The organism is Bradyrhizobium sp. 18BD (genome assembly GCF_054185225.1).
Genome location: NZ_JAVAYL010000009.1, coordinates 301,734 through 319,722 on the forward strand (window position 1 = coordinate 301,734; position 17,989 = coordinate 319,722).

Consider the following 17,989-nt stretch of genomic DNA (forward strand, 5'->3'; position numbering starts at 1 on the left):
GGGCTGGCGGATGGCCGCGAGTTGGAGCTCAGGGAGAGCTCGGGTTCACTTGATGTAGCCGGCGCGCTTCATCTCGCGCTCGGTTGCGGACTGCGCGGCGGTGAGCGCCGCATCGACCGTCATCGAGCCCGCAAGCGCGGCGGAGAACTGCTGGCCGACCTGGGTGCCGATGCCCTGGAATTCAGGAATGGCGGCGTATTGCACGCCGACATAGGGCACCGGCTTCACCGTCGGCTTGTTCGGATCGGCCGCGTCGATCGAGGCCAGCGTCAGTTTCGCGAACGGCGCGACCTTCAGGTACTCATCGTTCTGGTAGAGCGAGGTGCGCGTGCCCGGCGGCACGTTGGCCCAGCCCTCCTTCGACGCCACCAGCTTGGTGTAGTCCTTGCTGGTCGCCCAGGCGATGAACTTCTCGGCGGCTTCCGTTTTCTTGGAGCCGGCGGGGATCGCGAGGTTCCAGGCCCACAGCCAGTTGGCGTTCTTACCCAGCCCTGTGTTGGGCGCGAGCGCGAAGCCGACCTTGTCGGCAACATTGGAGTCCTTCGGGTTGGTGACGAAGGACGCCGCGACCGTCGCGTCGATCCACATCGCGCATTTGCCGGCGTTGAACAGCGCCAGGTTCTCGTTGAAACCGTTCGAGCTCGCGCCGGGAGGGCCGGCCTCCTTCATCAGATTGACGTAGGTCGTGAGCGTCGTCTTCCATTCCGGCGTGTTGAACTGCGGCTCCCATTTCTCGTCGAACCAGCGCGCACCGTAGGAATTGGCCATGGCCGAGAGGAACGCCATGTTCTCGCCCCAGCCGGCCTTGCCGCGCAGGCAGATGCCGTAGACGCCGGCGTTCTTGTCGGTGAGCTTCTTGGCGGCATCGATGACGAAATCCCAGGTCGGCTTTTCCGGCATCTTCAGCCCGGCCTTCTCGAACAAATCGGTGCGGTACATCACCATCGAGCTCTCGCCGTAGAACGGCGCCGCATAGAGCTTGCCGTCGGCGGAGACCGCGTCCTTGATCTTGGGCAGGAGGTCGGCGACGTCGTAATCGGCACCCAGATTGGCGAGCGGCACCAGCCAGCCCTTCTTGGCCCAGATCGGCACCTCATAGGTGCCGATGGTGAGCACGTCGAACTGGCCGCCCTTGGTGGCGATGTCGGTGGTCACCCGCTGGCGCAGCACGTTCTCCTCCAGCGTCACCCATTTCACGGAGATGTCCGGGTACTTCTTGGTGAATTCGCTTGTCAGCCCCTGCATGCGGATCATGTCGCCATTGTTGACGGTAGCGATCGTCAGGGTCGTTTCGGCCATCGCGGGGACGGCCAACAGGACAGACGCGCCGCAGACGGCGCCGAGAACATGCTTCACGGTGACCTCCCTCAACTCGCGTTTTGAGCATATGCCCACGCGTTGGGCGTATGTTCGGACGAGGGGCAACAGTTGTCAAGCAGTCGCAAGGGCGTTCGCGCAACTTATGAGTGCTGCGGTGCGGGAGGGGTGGCGGCCAGACATCGGTGTCATGCCCCGCCACCGGGTCTCGCCTTCGGCGAGCCCGATGACAGGCTCCGGCGGGGCATCCAGTACTCCGTGTCGCAAGTTTGTTTGCCTCAAGTGGGGCCGCGGCGTACTGGATCGCCGGCCTGCGCGGGCGATGACAGTGGGGCGATCGGAACGACCGCCCCGCCTCGCGGGCACGCTGGAAGCGCGAGCTCCGCCCCTAGCGCTCCAGAATCGCCCTCGCCGTCGCCTCGTCGGTGATCAGGCCGTTGATCAGTCCGCCGCTCAGCGCCGCGGCGATCGCCGGCACCTTGGCGGCGCCGACGGCGGCGCCGATGGTCGTGGTCTTGGCCGGCACTTCCGGCGGGATGCTGGTGAGGCGCTTGTTGGTGCCGGCCTTGAGCAGGCGTCCCTTGGCATCATAGGCCCAGCCGGTGATCTCGCCGATCGCGCCCTGCCGCATCATTTCGAACAGCTCATCGCGGGTGACGAAACCGTCGACATGGACCTGCGCCTTCTGGTCCATCTGGCCGATGCCGACGAGGCGCAGATCGGCCTTGGCGGCGACCGCCTTCACCTTGGCGATCGGCTCGATGCGGACCATCTTGTTGCGCTCGTCCTCCGACGACATCAGGAACGGCAGCGGCATCGGATAGTGCCGCGCGCCGGTGCGGTCGGCGAGCCGGCCGACCGTGTCGTAGAAGCTCGCCGAGCCGTCGGCGGAGATGTTGCCGACCAGCGAGACGATCTGGTGATTGGGGCGGTCGATCGGGGTGACGCGCTCGACCGCGGCGCGGACCGCCCGCCCCGTGCCGAGCGCGACAATGACGGGTGTCTCGGAACGCAGCGTCGAGTCGAGCAGATTGGCGCAGCGCTCGGCGATGCCGGCGGTGGCCTGCGGCGCTGCAGGATCGGCCGGAACCACCTCGCAATGGACGAGATCAAACCGCTCCTTCAGGCGCGCGGCCAGCTCCATGCAGGCGGCGATGGGATGTTCGAGGCGGAAGGTGATGAGACGCTCCGCAAGGCACAGCGAGACCAGCCGCTGCGCCGAGGCGCGCGAGACCTGGAGCATTTTTGCGATCTCGTCCTGGGTGTGACCGGCAATGAAATAGAGCCAGCCGGCCCGCGCGGCATCGTCCAACCTCGACTTGTCGTTCTCGCCGGCCAAGGCGTCAGGCCCCCTTCCAGAAATCGCTCATGCGCGCAAAGACCCGATCGGCTCCGGCGGCCGACAATATAGCGTGGCCGTCGCGCCCCGGATAATGGCTGCCGCCGACAAATCCCCAGACGATCATGCCGGCGGCCTTGGCGGCCTGCACACCGCTGACGCTGTCCTCGATCACCAGCGTGCGCGCGGGCTGCGCGCCCATCTTGCCGGCCGCGTAGAGAAACAGATCAGGCGCCGGCTTGCCGCGCGCGACCATTTGCGCGGTGTAGATCCGGTCGCCGAAATGCGGCGCGAGGCCGGTGACATCAAGCGACAGCGCGACGCGGTCGAGATCGCTCGACGACGCCACGCAACAGGGTGTGCGCAGATCGGACAAGACAGTATCGACATCCGGAATCGGTCGGAGCGCCGCCCGGAAGGCGGCGAGCACGCGCGCCTTCAGCCGGATGGGAAAATCGACCGGCACCGCCCGGCCGAGCTCGCGATAATGCTGAATGACCGCGCTCACGCTTCGCCCGAGAAACAGTTCGAGTGCCTGCGGAAGTGTCAGCGATATGCCAAATTCCGACAGCTCGTCGGACAGGCAGCGGCAGCTCAGCAGCTCGCTGTCGACGAGGACGCCGTCGCAATCGAAGATGATCAGCTCGGGCTTTGGCCGGAATGGGTCCATCCGGCTATTCGATCATATACCCAACTGGTGAGCAATAGTTCACCCACCATGCCACCGTCCGGGGGTTTTGTCTCACTGGTTTCAATGGGCCACCTGTCGGCAGATCGCCGGCAGCGCCGCGGGAACATGACAATCCAGACCAGATCGACCATATGCCAGAAGGCACCGCCGGTCTCGACGCCGGGGATTTCGGCGCGGCGGCAGACCACGGCGAGGATGACGATGCCGAGACCGACATGCAGGAGATGGAAGCCGGTATCGGCGGTGAGCCTCTCCGCTGCGATCGCGACGGTGCTGTTCACGACGCAGTAGCCCGGGACTGCCGATGCCGAAACGATCAGCTATCGCCGATCGGGCGCCATTCTCGGCAGGATCAGCTGAACCCGCGTCCCCGCGCCGGGCAGGCTCTCGAGCCGGAGCTGCCCGCCCAGCCGGTCGACGACGATGCTGTGCACGATATGCAGGCCGAGGCCGCTGGCGCCGTCGTACCGGCGTGTGGTGAAGAATGGGTCGAAGGCCCGCCGTTCCACATCGGGAGCCATGCCGCAGCCGTCATCGGCGAAAAGCAGCTCAACGTGCTCATCATTGATCGCACGGAGCGAGACGTTGATCGTCCCGCTCTCGCCGTCGGAGAACGCGTGCGTCATCGCATTGACCGCGAGGTTGGTGAGCACTTGGCCGAAAGGCCCGGGATAGCTGTCCATGGCGAGATTGGTTTCGCAGTGGAGGCTGAACGCGATGTCGCGCGCCCGCAACTGCCGCTCGAACTGCGACAGAACCTGGCCGGTCAGCTCGCCTGCGTCGAAGCTGCGTCGAAGTGACTCGGTCTGGTCAGCCGCCACCTGCTTGAAGGATTGCACCCGCTCGGCGGCGCGGCCGAGATTCGTGACCAGCTGAGCCGACGCATCGCTGACCAGTTGCAGAAACCCCGTCAATGTCGAACGCTTGAGATTGCCCCGCGCGACCTCCGCCGCGAACTGCTCCGCCTTGCGCTGGAGCGTCGATGCCACCGTCAGGCTGCTGCCGAGCGGCGTGTTGATCTCGTGCGCGACACCAGCAACCATACGCCCGAGCGCCGCCAGCTTCTCCGCCTCGATCAGGCTGTCCTGGATATCGCGCAGATGGCGAAGCGCGGTTTCCGCGGCATCCCTGGCGCTGCGGATCTCCCGCTCGGCACGCTTCCGTTCGGTGATCTCCTCCGCCGCCACGTTGACCGCGACAATCTCGCCGTCCGGCATTCGCAGCGGGTGCCAATAGGTGACCCAGGAACGCTCCTCGACCTGATCGGCCCGCTGCCCCGCCACCTCGATGCCGATCACGGGCTCGCCCGTCGCGACGATCGAGCGCACGATCTGCTCGACGGAATCCGCCAGCGCGGGCACGCAGTCCCTGACCGTATGCCCGAGATGGCCTTCGACGGATATGCCGCAGATCTCGGTCAGACGCTGGTTGATCAGCAGATAGCGGCAGTCCGGCGAGAGACAGGCCAGCCCGATCGGAGCTGTATCGTAGATCAGCTGCAACGCCGGCAAAGTCGAGACCAGCATCACCTCCGAAGCCGGTGATGACCTCACTGTACTCGTCACTCAGGTTCCCCGTGGTCCCTTGCGTCGACTACATGAGATTAGCACGGAATAAGCGATCGGTTGATCTAGATCAACAATACACGCCTGCCTGGCGTTGGCCCAGACCGAGACAGATCACAGGGTGGGAACCAATGGGCGCACGGGCCGTAGCCCGCATGGAGCGCAGCGGAATGCGGGAACAAGCGGCCCCGGATTACGCTTCGCTCCATCCTGGCTACGCAATCACCTCCGCTGATTATACACGTCGATGCACACGGCCCCGAGCAGCACAAGGCCCTTGATGACCTGCTGGTAGTCGATGCCGATGCCGAGGATGGACATGCCGTTGTTCATCACGCCCATGATCATGGCTCCGACCACGGCGCCGCCGACGCGCCCCACTCCGCCATAGGCCGAGGCTCCGCCGATGAAGCAGGCGGCGATGACGTCGAGCTCGAAGCCGAGACCCGCCTTGGGGGTTGCGGTGTTCAGTCGCGCGGCGAAGACGAGGCCGGCGAGCGCGGCCAGCACGCCCATGTTGACGAAGGTGAGGAAGGTCAGCCGTTCCGTCTTGATGCCCGACAGGCTCGCCGCCTTGGCGTTGCCGCCGACCGCATAGATCTGGCGGCCGATCACGGTGCGGCGGGTGACGAAGCCGTAGAGCGCGATCAGCGCAGTCATGATCACCAGCACGTTGGGCAGGCCTCGATGCGAGGCGATCAGATAGGTGAAATAGAGCACCGCGCAGGCGAGCAGAATGCTCTTGCCGAGGAAGAACGCGTAGGGCTCGACCTCGATGCCGTGCAGCTGCTCGCGCGAGCGGCCCTTGGCGCTGGCATAGACGAGGCCGAGCGCAAGCACCGCGCCGATCAGCATCGAGGTCGGATGCAGCGTGCCGGCCTCGGGCAGCAGCTCCGGAATGAAGCCGGAGGACAATTTCTGGAAGGTCGGCGGGAACGGCCCGAGCGACTGGCCCTGCAGCACCGCGAGCGCAAGACCCTTGAACACCAGCATGCCCGCCAGCGTGACGATGAAGGACGGGATCTTGAAATAGGCGACCCAATAGCCCTGCGCGGCGCCGATGGCGGCGCCGACCACAAGGCAGGCGATGAAGGCGAGCGTGTAATCGACCTTGTAGGTTACCATCAGCACGGCCGCGACAGCACCGACGAAGCCGGCGACCGAGCCGACCGACAGGTCGATATGCCCGGTGACGATCACCAGCAGCATACCTAGCGCCATGATGACGATGTAGCTGTTCTGCAGTACCAGGTTGGTCAGGTTGAGCGGCTGCAGCAGCGTGCCGCCGGTCATGACCTGGAAGAACAGCATGATCGCGACCAGCGACATCAGCATGCCGTAGTTGCGCAGATTGTTCTTGATGAAGCTGCCGTGCCGACGCTCCTCGGGCAGCGAAACCGTCTTGTCGGTCATGGCTGCGATCCTCCCATCTCCGCGGCCTCAGGCACGCCGTTTCCATTGTTTCGTTCGTTGCGCATGATGGCGCGCATGATCTTCTCCTGCGTCGCCTCCGTCCCCTTGAACTCCCCGACAAAGGCGCCGTCGTTCATGACGCAGATGCGGTCGCAAATGCCGAGCAGCTCGGGCATCTCCGAGGAGATCACCACGACGCCGCGGCCGGCCTCCGCAAGCTCGTTGATGATACAGTAAATCTCGTATTTGGCACCGACGTCGATGCCCCTGGTCGGCTCGTCCAGGATCAGCACCTTGGGATCGGTCATCAGCCATTTCGACAGCACCACCTTCTGCTGGTTGCCGCCGGAGAGCTGGCCGGTCTCCTGGTAGACGTCGGAGCAGCGGATCCGCATCCGGTTGCGGTAGTCGCTGGCGACCTTGAGCTCGGCGATGTCGTCGATCACCCTGCCCGGCGCGACCTGATCGAGGCTGGCGAGCGTGATGTTCTTGCGGACGTCGTCGGCCAGGATCAGCCCGAGCTGCTTGCGGTCCTCGGTGACATAGGCAAGGCCCGCGTCGATCGCGGCCGCGACGCTCGGCAGCGCGATCTCGCGGCCTTCGAGCTTGATGCGGCCGCCGATATTGGTGCCCCAGGAGCGGCCGAACAGACTCATGGCGAACTCGGTGCGACCGGCGCCCATCAGCCCGGCGATGCCGACGACTTCGCCACGCCTGACGCCGAAATTGATGGTCTTGATCACCTGCCGTTCGGGATGGATCGGGTGATAGACCGACCAGTTCGACACCTCGAGCACGGGCTCGCCAATTTTCGCGCTGCGCTCGGGGAAGCGATGCGCGAGATCGCGGTTGACCATGCTGCGGATGATGCGGTCCTCCTGGATCGGCTCGGCGTGGCAATCGATGCTGTCGACGGTGCGGCCGTCGCGCAGCACGGTGATGTGGTCGGCGACGCGCGCGACCTCGTTGAGCTTGTGCGAGATCAGGATCGAGCCGATGCCCTGCTCGCGGAATGCCATCAGGCGTTCGAGCAATGCGGCGCTGTCGGCCTCGTTGAGGCTCGCGGTCGGCTCGTCCAGGATCAGCATCCGCACGCGCTTTGAGAGCGCTTTCGCGATCTCGACCAGCTGCTGCTTGCCGACACCGAGATCGGTGATCAGCGTATCCGGGGATTCCCTGAGGCCGACCTGCGCGAGCAGCTCGCGCGTGCGGCCGTAAACCTCGTCGCGGTCGATCACGCCGAACTTCGACGGCGGATGCGACAGGAAGATGTTTTCGGCGATCGACATCAGCGGGATCAGCGCCAGCTCCTGGTGGATGATGATGATGCCGAGCGCTTCGGAATCGTTGATGTCGCGGAACCGCCGTTCCTCACCCTCGAAGACGATGGTGCCCTCGTAGCTGCCTGCGGGATAGACGCCGCTCAGCACCTTCATCAGCGTCGACTTGCCGGCGCCGTTCTCGCCGACGAGGGCGTGGATCTGGCCAGCCTTGACCGAAAAATTGACGTCGCGCAGCGCCTGCACACCGGCAAAGCTCTTGCTGACGTTGCGCATCTCCAGCATGGCGGTCATTACGTCGTGTCCTTTAGTGCCCGGGTGGAGAGAGCCCCTCACCCCGACCCTCTCCCCGTAAGAACGGGGAGAGGGAGAGGATAGAAAGAAGTCTTACTGGAACTGCGACTTCTTGTAGTAGCCGCTATCGACCAGGGTCTTCTCCCAATTGTCCTTGTACACCACGACCGGCTTGAGCAGGTAAGACGGCACGGTCTTGGCGCCGTTCTCGTAGGTCTTGGTGTCGTTGACGGTGACCTGCTTGCCGGCGAGCGCGGCGTCGACCATGTCGGCAGTCACCTTGGCGAGATCGCGGGTGTCCTTGAAGATGGTCGAGTACTGATCGCCCCGCAGCATGGCCTTGATCGAGGGCACCTCGGCATCCTGACCCGAAATGATCGGCATCGGCTGGTCGGCGCTGCCGTAGCCGACACCCTTCAGCGAGGAGATGATGCCGATCGAGAGGCCGTCATAGGGCGATAGCACGGCGTTGACCTTCTTGTTGCCGTAGTAAGCGCTGAGCAGATTGTCCATGCGGGCCTGGGCGGTGGCGCCGTCCCAGCGCAAGGTCGCGACCTTGTCCATGCCCATCTGACCGGAGGCGACCACGAGCTTGCCGCTGTCGATATAGGGCTTCAGCACGCTCATCGCGCCGTTGTAGAAGAAGTAGGCATTGTTGTCGTCGGGCGAGCCGCCGAACAGCTCGATGTTGAACGGGCCCTTGCCGTCCTTGAGGCCGAGCCCCTGCACGATCGACTCCGCCTGCAGCACGCCGACCTGGAAATTGTCGAAGGTCGCGTAATAGTCGACGTTCGGCGTGCCGCGGATCAGGCGGTCATAGGCGATCACGGTGATGCCTTTCGCTTTCGCCTGCTTGAGCACGTCGGACAGCGTGGTGCCGTCGATCGCGGCGATCACCAGCGCCTTCGCACCCTTGGTCACCATGTTCTCGACCTGCGAGAGCTGGTTCGGAATGTCGTCCTCGGCATATTGCAGATCGGTGTTGTAGCCGCGCTCCTTCAGCACCTTGACCATGTTGTTGCCGTCGTCGATCCAGCGCGCGGAGGATTTCGTCGGCATGGCAATGCCGACGGTCGCCTTCTCCTGCGCGGAGGCTGCGCCTGCCGCCATCGTCGCGGCGCCGGCGAGCGCCAGCGCGAGGAATGTGATCTTCAATTTCAGCATGTTTCACTCCCTTTGGGTGTCAGACTGTTTCTTGGGTCGTCAAGTTCTTGGGTCGTCGAGAACGAAGGTAGAGGTCGGCTACGGATCTCCTATGCGAGCTTGACGTCGGGCTCAGCGCGGCCGCGCGCGGATGCCTCCAATAGAAAGGTGAAGCCGGCTTGCGGATCGGCGGCACGCGCGGCCGCGTCCATGTCCTGCCAGGCCGAGGTGACGAGAAGCCGCGACAGGTCGGGGCCGACGAAAGCGGGACAGCTCGACTGCTTCGCCGGCACGCTGAGTGAACGCAGCCGTTCGCCTTGCGGCGAATAGACATCGATACGGCCAGCACCCCAGCAGGCGTTCCAGATCTGCCCGTCGGCATCGCAGACCGAGCCATCGAGGCCGCCGATGCCGGTGTGCCGCAGCAGCACCTCCGGCTCGCCGCGCGGCAGGCCTGTCGCCGGATTGAGCGGCACGGCGTAGAGCACCGCGCGCGCGGTGTCGGTGAAATAGCCGGTAGCGCCGTCAGGCGAGAAGCAGATCGAGTTGGGAATGCTGATGCCCGGAAACAGCGTCGAGATCTTGCCGCGATGAAACGCGTAGATCGCCCCCGCCCCGCGCTCGGCCTTCTTGCCCATGGTGCCGATCCAGAACGTGCCGGACTGGTGCACGCGGCAATCATTGGAGCGCGTCGTGGGATTATCGGCTTCGAGCGGACAGAGCAGCGTCATCGCGCCGTCGGCCACGTTGCGGACGTAGAGGCCATCCTCCGCGACGATCAACTGCCGCTCCGCATCGATCCGCCCGAGCGCGCTTGCCATCCGGCCAAGCGCGTGGACGCGAATGCTGCTGCTGCCGAGCTGCGCCTCGAACAGCCGCCCCTCGCGAATGTCGAACCACCAGGCGGTGTCCGTGGTCACGTCATAGGTCGGCCCCTCGCCGAGATGGCAAGGATGATCCGAGAGAACAGCGGTCGGCACCTGTTCGATCATGGCGCCCTCGCACCGAAACGATAGACCGTGTGATGCCGATAGACCTTGCCGGGATCAAGGCGCGGGCTCGGGAAATCCGGCCGGTTCGGCGCGTCGGGCCAGATGTGCGGCTCCAGGCACATGGCGTCCGATTGCCGGATCAGCTTGCCGCCCTTGCCCGAGATGGTGCCGTCGAGATAGTTGCCGGAATAGACCTGAACGCCGGGCTGATTGGTGAACAGCTCCATGACCCGCCCCGAGCGCGGCGCCTCCAGCCGCGCGGCGAGCGCGAGCTTGCCGTCGCGGCCGAGGCAATAGGTGTGGTCGTAGCCCTTGCCGTTGCGCAATTGCTGATCGCTCTCGCGGATGCGCTCGCCCACGGCATGCGCGGTGCGGAAGTCGAACGGCGTGCCGGCCACGCTGCGCGGCGGCTCCGGCAGCGGGATCGCGGTCGGATCGATCGCGAGGAAATGGTCGGCCGCAACCGTCAGCTTGTGGTCAAGGATGGGCGTGCCCGAGGTCGCGCCTTCCAGATTGAAGAAGCTGTGGTTGGTCAGGTTGACGATGGTCGGACGGTCGGTCCGCGCTTCCATCATGAGCGACAGCTCGGCCGGGCCGGTGACGCGATAGGTCAGGCGCACGTCGAGCTTGCCGGGATAATTCTCTTCCCCATGCGGGCTCGTGTAAGTGAGCGTCACCGCGGGTTCGGCGCCCTCCTCGATCGCGGCAATGTCCCAGAGCTTGCGATCGAAACCGTCGAGGCCGCCATGCAACGCATTCGGGCCGTTGTTGACGGGAAGCTGGAAGCTCTCGCCGTCGAGCGAGAACTGTCCCCTGGCGATGCGGTTGGCGTAGCGGCCGACGGTCGCGCCGAAAAACTTGCGTTCGGCGAGATAGCCGGCGAAGGCGTCATGGCCGAGCACGACGTCGTCACAGCCGCCCTGCGCATCCGGCGCGATCAGCGCCTGGATCACCGCGCCATGGGTGATGATGCGGGCTTCGAAGCCGCCCTCGCCGCGCAGCACGATGCGCTCGACCTTGCGGCCATCAGGCAGCGTTCCGAAGACGTCTTTTTCTATCTTCTTTGGGCCAGCCATGTTCAGTCCACAAATGGTTCGACCAGAGTGCGCTTGCCGAGCAGGAAGGCATCGGCGACGAGACGCAGCGGCGCCAGATCAACGTCGCTCGCGCCCGTTGCGGCGAGCCTCACGAAGCGCCGGTACAGCTCGCGATATTCCTCGTCGGGCGCGTCGGCAACAACCTTGCCGTTAACAGCCATGATCCGGCCGCCGCGGGACAACGTCATCTGCCCCTCATCGGTTTCGGCGAGGATATCCCAGCTCTGGGGCCCGGTCTGGCGGAAATCGAACTCGGCCGTGATCGGCAGGCCGCCGATGTCGGTCAGGGTCAGGTTTGCGGCGATCGGCGCCTGGCAATTGGACGGGAAGGCCAGCTCGGCCGCCGTGACGAAGACAGGCCTCGGCAAGATGCGGGTCAGGATCGACAGCGCGTTGATGCCGGGATCGAACACGCCGAGCCCGCCCGGCTCCCAGATCCAGGCCTGCCCGGGATGCCAGACGCGGACGTCTTCCTTCCAGTTGATGTGCACCGATTTGATCCGGCGGCTCGCCAGCCATTCGCGGGCCGGCTCGACCGCGGGTGCATAGCGCGAATGCCAGGTCGCAAACAGCGTCCGCTTTGCGTCCGCCGCCATCGCGACAAGCGGATCGAGCTCGGCAACGCCGATGCCCGGCGGCTTCTCCAGCATGACATGCTTGCCGGCGGCGAGCGCCGCGGCGGCCTGCGTGCGACGCACCTGCGGCGGCGTGCAGAGCGAGACCGCATCGATCGGCGGTCCCTTCTCCAGCAATTCCTCGATGGTCGAAAAATGCGGCAGCCCCGGCAGCGAGGCGTTACGGCTGGCGACAGCAGCAAGCGTCGCGCCCGGGACGGCGGCAATCGCGCCGACATGCTGGTCGCGCGCGATCTTGCCGAAGCCGACGATGGCGATGCGAAGGTCTGTCACGTTTACTCTCCAGTATCAGCAGATGGCAGCGGGCCCGCCGGAGCGGTCTCGATCACCGTGCCCTCGTGGCGGCGCATGCCGTTATGAATGACATAGACCATCGCTTCCGATGCGGCGTCGGCATCGCCGGCCGCGATGGCATCGACGATCTTCTGGTGCCAGAGCAGCACGGTGTCGCGGTCCTCCGGCTCGACCGGGGCGCTGAGCAGGAACGAGGCGCGAAGCGCGGCCTCGATGACATGCCCGATCGAGCGCATGAAGAGATTGCCGGAGGCCCGCGCCACCCCGACATGGAGCGCGAGGTCGGCGTCGGCAAAGCCGACGGAGTCGGACGCCTCATGCCGCATCCGCTCCATGCTGCGACGGAGCTCGGCGATGTCCTCCTCGGATCGCTGAGCGGCTGCGAGCATGGCGGCGCGCGGCTCGACCGCGAGACGAATCTCGGCGAGATCGTTGAGGAAGCGCTTGTCGATGCCGGCATCCAGGTGCCAGGCCAGCACATCGGCGTCGAACATGTTCCACGCCGCGCGCTCGCGCACGACGGTGCCGACCCGCGCCTTGGTGGTGAGCAGGCCCTTGGCTACCAGCGTCTTCACGCTCTCGCGCAGCACCGGGCGCGACACGCCGAACATCGCGATCATCTCGGCATCGCCAGGCAACCGCGTGCCTTCCGCATAACGGTCGGCGATGATGTCGACGCCGATCGAACGCGCCACCTCCGCATGGTTGGAATGGGCCCGCCGCGTCGGGATGACGACGATGCGCGAGGTCATGAGGCTGCTCCCGCGCGCTTCGTCACCGGCCGGCGCGCCAGCGCGACCAGTCCTTGTTGCAAGGCGATGAAGGCGAACAGCAGCACGCCGGTCGCGATCTTGGTCCACCAGCTCGACAGCGTGCCGTCGAAATTGATGTAGGTCTGGATCATGCCCTGGATCAGCACACCGAGGAAGGTGCCGATCACCGAGCCCTGCCCGCCCGTGAGCAGCGTGCCGCCGATCACGACGGCGGCGATGCTGTCGAGCTCGACGCCGACGGCGGAAAGCGAATAGCCGGCGCTGGTGTAGAAGGAGAAGACGATGCCGGCGATGCCCGCCAGCAGGCTCGACAGCATGTAGATTTTCACCGTCATCTTGCCGACGGCAACGCCCATCAGGCTGGCGGTCGTGCGGCTGCCGCCGAGCGCATAGACATTGGCGCCAAAGCGCGTGAGATGCAGCAGCAGGGCGCCGCCGATCACGATCAAAAGCATGATGATCGCGATTGCCGTCAACCGCCCGCCGCCTGGCATGCGCAACGCGAAGTCCGACACGGTGGAATAGACCGGCGCGGTGATCGGCACCGATTCCGTCGAGAGCAGGAAGCTCGCGCCGCGCGCCAGGAACATGCCGGCGAGCGTCACGATGAAAGGCGGCAGGTCGAAGACGTGGATCACCGCCCCCATCGCCGCGCCAAAGGCCGCCGAGAGCACGAGGATGACGACGAAGGCGACCGGCGGCGGCACGCCCCAGCGTTCAATCGCGAGCGCGACGAACACGGTGGTGAAGCCGATCACCGAGCCGACCGAGAGGTCGATGCCGCCGGAGATGATGACGAAAGTCATGCCGATCGCGACGATGCCGAGGAAGGCGTTGTCGGTGAGGAGATTGCCGACCACGCGGGTCGAGGCGATGTTGGGGAATTGCAGCGCGCAAAGTGCAAAGCCCGCAACGAGCACGATGGCCGTGATCAGGACGGACGGCAGGCCTTTCATGCTTTGGTCCTCCGCAGTCGCGACATGACACCGGCAATGCCTGACAGTTTCGGCGATTGCAACAGCAGCACCGCGAGCACAACCACGGCCTTGACCAGCAGATTGAACTCCGGCGGATAGCCGGACAGCAGGATGCCGGTGTTCATGGTCTGGATGATCAGCGCGCCGAGCACGGCCAGCACGAGGCTGAAACGGCCGCCGAACAGCGATGTGCCGCCGATCACCACCGCAAGGATGGCGTCAAGCTCGAGCCAGAGGCCGGCATTGTTGGCATCGGCCCCCATGATGTCGGCGGCCGCGATCACGCCGGCGAGCGCGGCGCAGACGCCGCACCAGACATAGACCGCCAGGATCATCGCGCGGGTGCCGACGCCGGCAAGCTCGCTCGCCCGCGCGTTGCCGCCGGTCGCCTCGATCAGGAGGCCGAGCGCGGAACCGCGCACCACTGCGCCGGTGAGAATGAGCATCCCGAGTGCGATCACGACCGGTACCGGCAGACCGAGCACCGAGCCGTTGCCGAGCCAGACCAGATCCGGCGAACTGAAAGTGACGATGCGCCCTTCGGTGATGAGCTGCGCAATGCCGCGTCCCGCCACCATCAGGATCAAGGTCGCCACGATCGGCTGCATGCCGAGCACGGCGACGAGAAAACCGTTCCACAGGCCGCAGACGAGGCCCGCGCCGAGCGCCGCGGCCAGCACCAGTGGCAAACCATGGCTGTCGGCGAGACTTGCCGCAATCGCGCCGGAGATCGCCATCACCGCGCCGACCGAGAGATCGATGCCGCGCGTCGCGATCACCAGCACCATGCCGAGCGAGAGCAGCGCCACCGGCGTGCCGCGATTGAGCACGTCGATTATGCTGCCGAACAGCCGGCCGTCCTGGAGCCGCAGGTCGAAGAATTGCGGCGATACCACGCGGTCGACCGCGAGGATAACGATCAATGCGAGGATCTGGGCAAGGCCGCGGCGCGGCAACAGCGCTGTCATGCCCGGCCCTCATGCGCGGTGGCTGAGCCATCGGCGGCAATGGCCGCGAGAATGTTGGTGACGTCGATCGCCTCGCCCGCGAGCTCCTCGACATGGGCGCGGTCGCGCAGAACGACGACGCGGTCGGAATAGGTCACGATCTCGTCGAGCTCGGACGAAATCACGAGCAGCGCCAGGCCGTCGTCGCAGAGCTCGCGGATCAGGCGGATGATCTCGGCATGCGCACCGACGTCGATGCCGCGGGTGGGTTCATCCAGCACGAGCAGCCGCGGCGACGTTGCGAGCCAGCGCGCCAGCAGCACTTTTTGCTGGTTGCCGCCGGACAGCAGCCCCACGGGACGCTCGGGATCGGGCGGGCGGATGTCGAGCATCCGAACGTAGCGGCGCGCGATCTCATCCTGCTCGCGGCGCGACAACGGCCGGTGCAGCCCGCGCTTGGCCTGCAGCGCCAGCGCGATGTTCTCGCGCACGCTGAGCTCGGCGACGATGCCGTCGGTCTTGCGCTCCTCGGGGCAATAGCCGAAGCCGTGGCGCACGCCGTCGCGCGGCGACTGCAGCCGAACGGCCGCACCCTCCACCTTCGCCTGCCCGCGATCGGCGCGCTCCGCGCCGAACACCAGCCGCGCCGTCTCGGTGCGGCCCGAGCCGAGCAGGCCGGCGAGACCCACGACCTCGCCATGGCGCAGTTCGAGATTGAACGGGGCGACATAGCCGGCCTTGCCGTAATTCTCGAAACTGACACAGACCTCGCGGGCCTGATGCTCGCCCGTCGCGGCCCGCGCGCTGGTGGTCTCGGCCAGCTCGCGGCCGAGCATCATCCGGATCAGCTCGAGCCGCGGCAGCGAGGCGGTCTCCCGTTCGCCGACCAGGCGGCCGTTGCGCAGGACGGTGATGCGGTCGGAGATCTCGTAGACCTGATCGAGGAAATGGCTGACGAAGACGATGCCGATGCCGCGCCCCGCGAGCTGGCGCATGATGCCGAAGAGAATCTCGACCTCGTGGCGATCGAGGCTCGCGGTCGGCTCGTCCAGGATCAGCACGCGCGCGGACAGATCGACCGCACGGGCAATCGCGGTGACGTGCTGGATGGCGACGGAGTAACTGCCGAGCGGTGCAGCGACGTCGATGTCGAGGCCGAATTCGGCGAGCAGCGCCTTGGCGCGACGGCGCATCTCGCCCTCGCGCACGATGCCGAAGCGCATCGGCTGGCGGTCGAGGAACAGGTTCTGCGCCACCGAGAGGTTCGGCAGCAGATTGACCTCCTGGTAAACCGTAGCAATGCCGGCCCCAAGCGCGGCCTTGGCCGAGCGCGGCGCAACCTCCTCGCCATCGAGCCTGACGATGCCGGCATCGCGCGGAAACACGCCGGTGACGACCTTGATCAGCGTGGATTTGCCGGCGCCGTTCTCGCCGAGCAGCGCATGGATCTCGCCGGCGCGAAGCGTGAAGTCGACCTCCTGCAACGCACGCACTGCACCAAAGCTCTTGCTGATCCCGCGCACCTCCAGCAGGGGCGAAGCAGGATCAAGGCCGTTCTTCATGGCAAATTCACTCCCACCGGTGCCCGCTGCTGACGCGGACACCCAGCCTAGTCATTCGCGCAGCGGATTCGAAGGGCGCCGCCGGATGATTCATCGCGGCGGCGCCTTTTGCCTCAGTAGCCCAGGCCCTTCTTGCGGTCGTAGATCTTCTGCGGTTCGTCGGCAGCGGTATAGAGCTTGGAGTCCGTCTGGATCCATTTCGGGGGCACCGTGCCCTTGTCCTTGAAGGCGGCGACGGCATCGAGCGCGGGACCGGCCATGTTCGGCGTCAGCTCGACCGTGGCATTGGCTTCGCCTGCGGCCATCGCCTTGAAGATATCAGGGACCGCGTCGATCGAGACGGTGAGGATCTCCTTGCCCGGCTTGAGGCCGGCTTCCTTCATCGCCTGGATGGCGCCGACCATCATGTCGTCATTGTGCGCGTAGACCGCGCAGATGTTCTTGCCGCCGCCTTCGGCCTTGATGAAGCTCTCCATGACTTCCTTGCCCTTGGCGCGGGTGAAGTCACCGGTCTGGCTGCGCAACACCTTCAGGTTGGCGTGCTTGGCGATCGCGGTGTCAAAACCCTTCTTGCGGTTGGCCGCGACGCTGGCGCCGACCGTGCCCTGCAATTCGACGATGTTGCAGGCCTTCGTCCCGACCGTCTTGGCCAGCCAGTCACCGGCGACCTCGCCTTCGTGCACGCTGTCCGAGGTGACGGCGGTGAGATAGAGGTCCTTGCCTGAGGGATCGATGTCGCGGTCGAGCAGCACGACCGGAATCTTCGCTTCCTTGGCTTCCTTCAGCACCGAGTCCCACCCCGTCGAGACGACGGGCGCGAGGAAGATCGCATCGACATTCTGCGCGATGAAGGAGCGGATCGCCTTGATCTGGTTCTCCTGCTTCTGCTGGGCGTCGGCAATCTTGAGATTGACCTTGCGCTTGGCGGCCTCCTGCTTGGAGACCGAGGTCTCGGCCGCGCGCCAGCCGGATTCCGATCCGATCTGCGAGAAGCCGATGGTGAGCTCGGCGGCACTGGCCGGCAGCGCGAGCAGCAACGCGGCGGTGGCGCAGGCCGCAAAGAGGACTTTAGGGGTCATCAGGCGTGTCTCTCCCAACTGTTATCTCGGGGGCCAATTGGTATGATGGCACCCGCAGGCCGGCCTTTGCGGCGGCGGGAGGGACTATTTCACGGAAGTTTGGTTCCGTATAGTCATATTATCTGACTATTGAGGCGAATGATGCGGGCGGCGGGCTGGTGGCGTAGATGACACGCCAAGCGCGATTTAGTTCCGGAGATACAACGCGGGGCTGAAGGAATTTCTGTGGAGGGGTCGGCGCGTTCCCCACGGGGATGGGGGACGGTTTGACGCGCACACTCTCCACCTCGTCATTGCGAGCGCAGCGAAGCAATCCAGAATCTGTCCGCGGAGGGACTCTGGATTGCTTCGTCGCTTCGCTCCTCGCAATGACGACGTGGGGAGAGCTCCGCGTAAATCGACCAAATCGACTCGTGGAGAGTCCCCTCACCCGCCACGCTTCGCGTGTCGGCCTCTCCCCGCGTGCGGCAGGGCTATCGCATATGGCCAAACAAGGTGAGGAGGAAGCTGTCGTCCCAGCCGGCGCGCTTGATTTTTCGACGTATGGAGGTTGGGCTGGGACAAGATCGAAGGATGTTGAGTGCAAGCCTG

The 17,989-nt window shown here is 65.5% G+C and carries 15 protein-coding genes and 2 pseudogenes; all 17 read right to left on the reverse strand.

From position 1 onward, the window contains the following. Window positions 1-45: 45 nt before the first annotated feature. Entirely contained in the window at window positions 46-1,356 is a 1,311-nt protein-coding gene (locus RAD16_RS18810; protein WP_458159382.1) for an ABC transporter substrate-binding protein, read from the reverse strand. A gap of 349 nt (window positions 1,357-1,705) precedes the next feature. Continuing rightward, the gene (locus RAD16_RS18815) at window positions 1,706-2,656 is read right to left on the reverse strand and encodes a sugar-binding transcriptional regulator (protein ID WP_458159383.1); all 951 of its coding nucleotides are present in this window, start codon (window positions 2,654-2,656) and stop codon (window positions 1,706-1,708) included. A gap of 4 nt (window positions 2,657-2,660) precedes the next feature. After that, window positions 2,661-3,326 (reverse strand): HAD family hydrolase, encoded by a 666-nt coding sequence (locus RAD16_RS18820; RefSeq protein ID WP_458159384.1) that lies wholly within the window; start codon window positions 3,324-3,326, stop codon window positions 2,661-2,663. A 119-nt stretch (window positions 3,327-3,445) separates the two neighbouring features. Further along, window positions 3,446-3,583: pseudogene (locus RAD16_RS18825) on the reverse strand (cytochrome c oxidase subunit 3 family protein); the annotation flags it as partial. Window positions 3,584-3,667: 84 nt separating this feature from the next. Beyond that, window positions 3,668-4,873: a sensor histidine kinase gene (locus tag RAD16_RS18830; protein WP_458159385.1), complete on the reverse strand. Its 1,206-nt coding sequence runs from the start codon at window positions 4,871-4,873 to the stop codon at window positions 3,668-3,670. 261 nt (window positions 4,874-5,134) lie between these two features. Next, window positions 5,135-6,325 (reverse strand): multiple monosaccharide ABC transporter permease, encoded by a 1,191-nt coding sequence (gene mmsB, locus RAD16_RS18835; RefSeq protein ID WP_458159386.1) that lies wholly within the window; start codon window positions 6,323-6,325, stop codon window positions 5,135-5,137. Next, window positions 6,322-7,899 (reverse strand): multiple monosaccharide ABC transporter ATP-binding protein, encoded by a 1,578-nt coding sequence (gene mmsA, locus RAD16_RS18840; protein ID WP_458159387.1) that lies wholly within the window; start codon window positions 7,897-7,899, stop codon window positions 6,322-6,324. Before mmsA ends, mmsB begins: the two co-directional genes overlap by 4 nt. A 93-nt stretch (window positions 7,900-7,992) precedes the next feature. Further along, window positions 7,993-9,063, reverse strand: a complete 1,071-nt coding sequence (gene chvE, locus RAD16_RS18845) for a multiple monosaccharide ABC transporter substrate-binding protein (protein ID WP_458159388.1) — start codon at window positions 9,061-9,063, stop codon at window positions 7,993-7,995. An 89-nt stretch (window positions 9,064-9,152) separates the two neighbouring features. Beyond that, window positions 9,153-10,034, reverse strand: a complete 882-nt coding sequence (locus tag RAD16_RS18850) for an SMP-30/gluconolactonase/LRE family protein (RefSeq protein ID WP_458159389.1) — start codon at window positions 10,032-10,034, stop codon at window positions 9,153-9,155. After that, window positions 10,031-11,110 (reverse strand): aldose epimerase family protein, encoded by a 1,080-nt coding sequence (locus RAD16_RS18855; RefSeq protein ID WP_458159390.1) that lies wholly within the window; start codon window positions 11,108-11,110, stop codon window positions 10,031-10,033. The genes RAD16_RS18850 and RAD16_RS18855 overlap by 4 nt, the downstream gene beginning before the upstream one ends. A 2-nt stretch (window positions 11,111-11,112) precedes the next feature. Next, complete coding sequence (locus RAD16_RS18860; protein WP_458159391.1) at window positions 11,113-12,039, reverse strand: Gfo/Idh/MocA family protein; 927 nt, start codon at window positions 12,037-12,039, stop codon at window positions 11,113-11,115. A gap of 2 nt (window positions 12,040-12,041) precedes the next feature. Then, window positions 12,042-12,812 carry a FadR/GntR family transcriptional regulator gene (locus RAD16_RS18865; RefSeq protein WP_458159392.1) on the reverse strand — a complete coding sequence of 257 codons (771 nt, stop codon included), beginning with the start codon at window positions 12,810-12,812 and terminating at the stop codon, window positions 12,042-12,044. Continuing rightward, window positions 12,809-13,789, reverse strand: coding sequence for a galactofuranose ABC transporter, permease protein YjfF (gene yjfF, locus RAD16_RS18870; protein WP_458159393.1), 981 nt, complete (start codon window positions 13,787-13,789; stop codon window positions 12,809-12,811). The genes RAD16_RS18865 and yjfF overlap by 4 nt, the downstream gene beginning before the upstream one ends. Beyond that, window positions 13,786-14,778, reverse strand: a complete 993-nt coding sequence (locus tag RAD16_RS18875; protein ID WP_458159394.1) for an ABC transporter permease — start codon at window positions 14,776-14,778, stop codon at window positions 13,786-13,788. Before RAD16_RS18875 ends, yjfF begins: the two co-directional genes overlap by 4 nt. Then, the gene (locus RAD16_RS18880; RefSeq protein WP_458159395.1) at window positions 14,775-16,319 is read right to left on the reverse strand and encodes a sugar ABC transporter ATP-binding protein; all 1,545 of its coding nucleotides are present in this window, start codon (window positions 16,317-16,319) and stop codon (window positions 14,775-14,777) included. Before RAD16_RS18880 ends, RAD16_RS18875 begins: the two co-directional genes overlap by 4 nt. A 113-nt stretch (window positions 16,320-16,432) precedes the next feature. After that, window positions 16,433-17,398 carry a galactofuranose ABC transporter, galactofuranose-binding protein YtfQ gene (gene ytfQ, locus RAD16_RS18885; RefSeq protein ID WP_458159396.1) on the reverse strand — a complete coding sequence of 322 codons (966 nt, stop codon included), beginning with the start codon at window positions 17,396-17,398 and terminating at the stop codon, window positions 16,433-16,435. A 473-nt stretch (window positions 17,399-17,871) separates the two neighbouring features. Beyond that, window positions 17,872-17,989: pseudogene (locus RAD16_RS18890) on the reverse strand (ISAs1 family transposase); the annotation flags it as partial.

What these genes read in the sequence shown, in the direction of transcription:
- RAD16_RS18880 (WP_458159395.1), bottom strand. Translation starts at nt 16,319, where the DNA reads ATGAAGAACGGCCTTGATCCTGCTTCGCCCCTGCTGGAGGTGCGCGGG.
- RAD16_RS18865 (WP_458159392.1), bottom strand. Translation starts at nt 12,812, where the DNA reads ATGACCTCGCGCATCGTCGTCATCCCGACGCGGCGGGCCCATTCCAAC.
- RAD16_RS18830 (WP_458159385.1), bottom strand. Translation starts at nt 4,873, where the DNA reads ATGCTGGTCTCGACTTTGCCGGCGTTGCAGCTGATCTACGATACAGCT.
- RAD16_RS18875 (WP_458159394.1), bottom strand. Translation starts at nt 14,778, where the DNA reads ATGACAGCGCTGTTGCCGCGCCGCGGCCTTGCCCAGATCCTCGCATTG.
- RAD16_RS18855 (WP_458159390.1), bottom strand. Translation starts at nt 11,110, where the DNA reads ATGGCTGGCCCAAAGAAGATAGAAAAAGACGTCTTCGGAACGCTGCCT.
- chvE (WP_458159388.1), bottom strand. Translation starts at nt 9,063, where the DNA reads ATGCTGAAATTGAAGATCACATTCCTCGCGCTGGCGCTCGCCGGCGCC.
- RAD16_RS18850 (WP_458159389.1), bottom strand. Translation starts at nt 10,034, where the DNA reads ATGATCGAACAGGTGCCGACCGCTGTTCTCTCGGATCATCCTTGCCAT.
- RAD16_RS18820 (WP_458159384.1), bottom strand. Translation starts at nt 3,326, where the DNA reads ATGGACCCATTCCGGCCAAAGCCCGAGCTGATCATCTTCGATTGCGAC.
- yjfF (WP_458159393.1), bottom strand. Translation starts at nt 13,789, where the DNA reads ATGAAAGGCCTGCCGTCCGTCCTGATCACGGCCATCGTGCTCGTTGCG.
- mmsB (WP_458159386.1), bottom strand. Translation starts at nt 6,325, where the DNA reads ATGACCGACAAGACGGTTTCGCTGCCCGAGGAGCGTCGGCACGGCAGC.
- ytfQ (WP_458159396.1), bottom strand. Translation starts at nt 17,398, where the DNA reads ATGACCCCTAAAGTCCTCTTTGCGGCCTGCGCCACCGCCGCGTTGCTG.
- mmsA (WP_458159387.1), bottom strand. Translation starts at nt 7,899, where the DNA reads ATGACCGCCATGCTGGAGATGCGCAACGTCAGCAAGAGCTTTGCCGGT.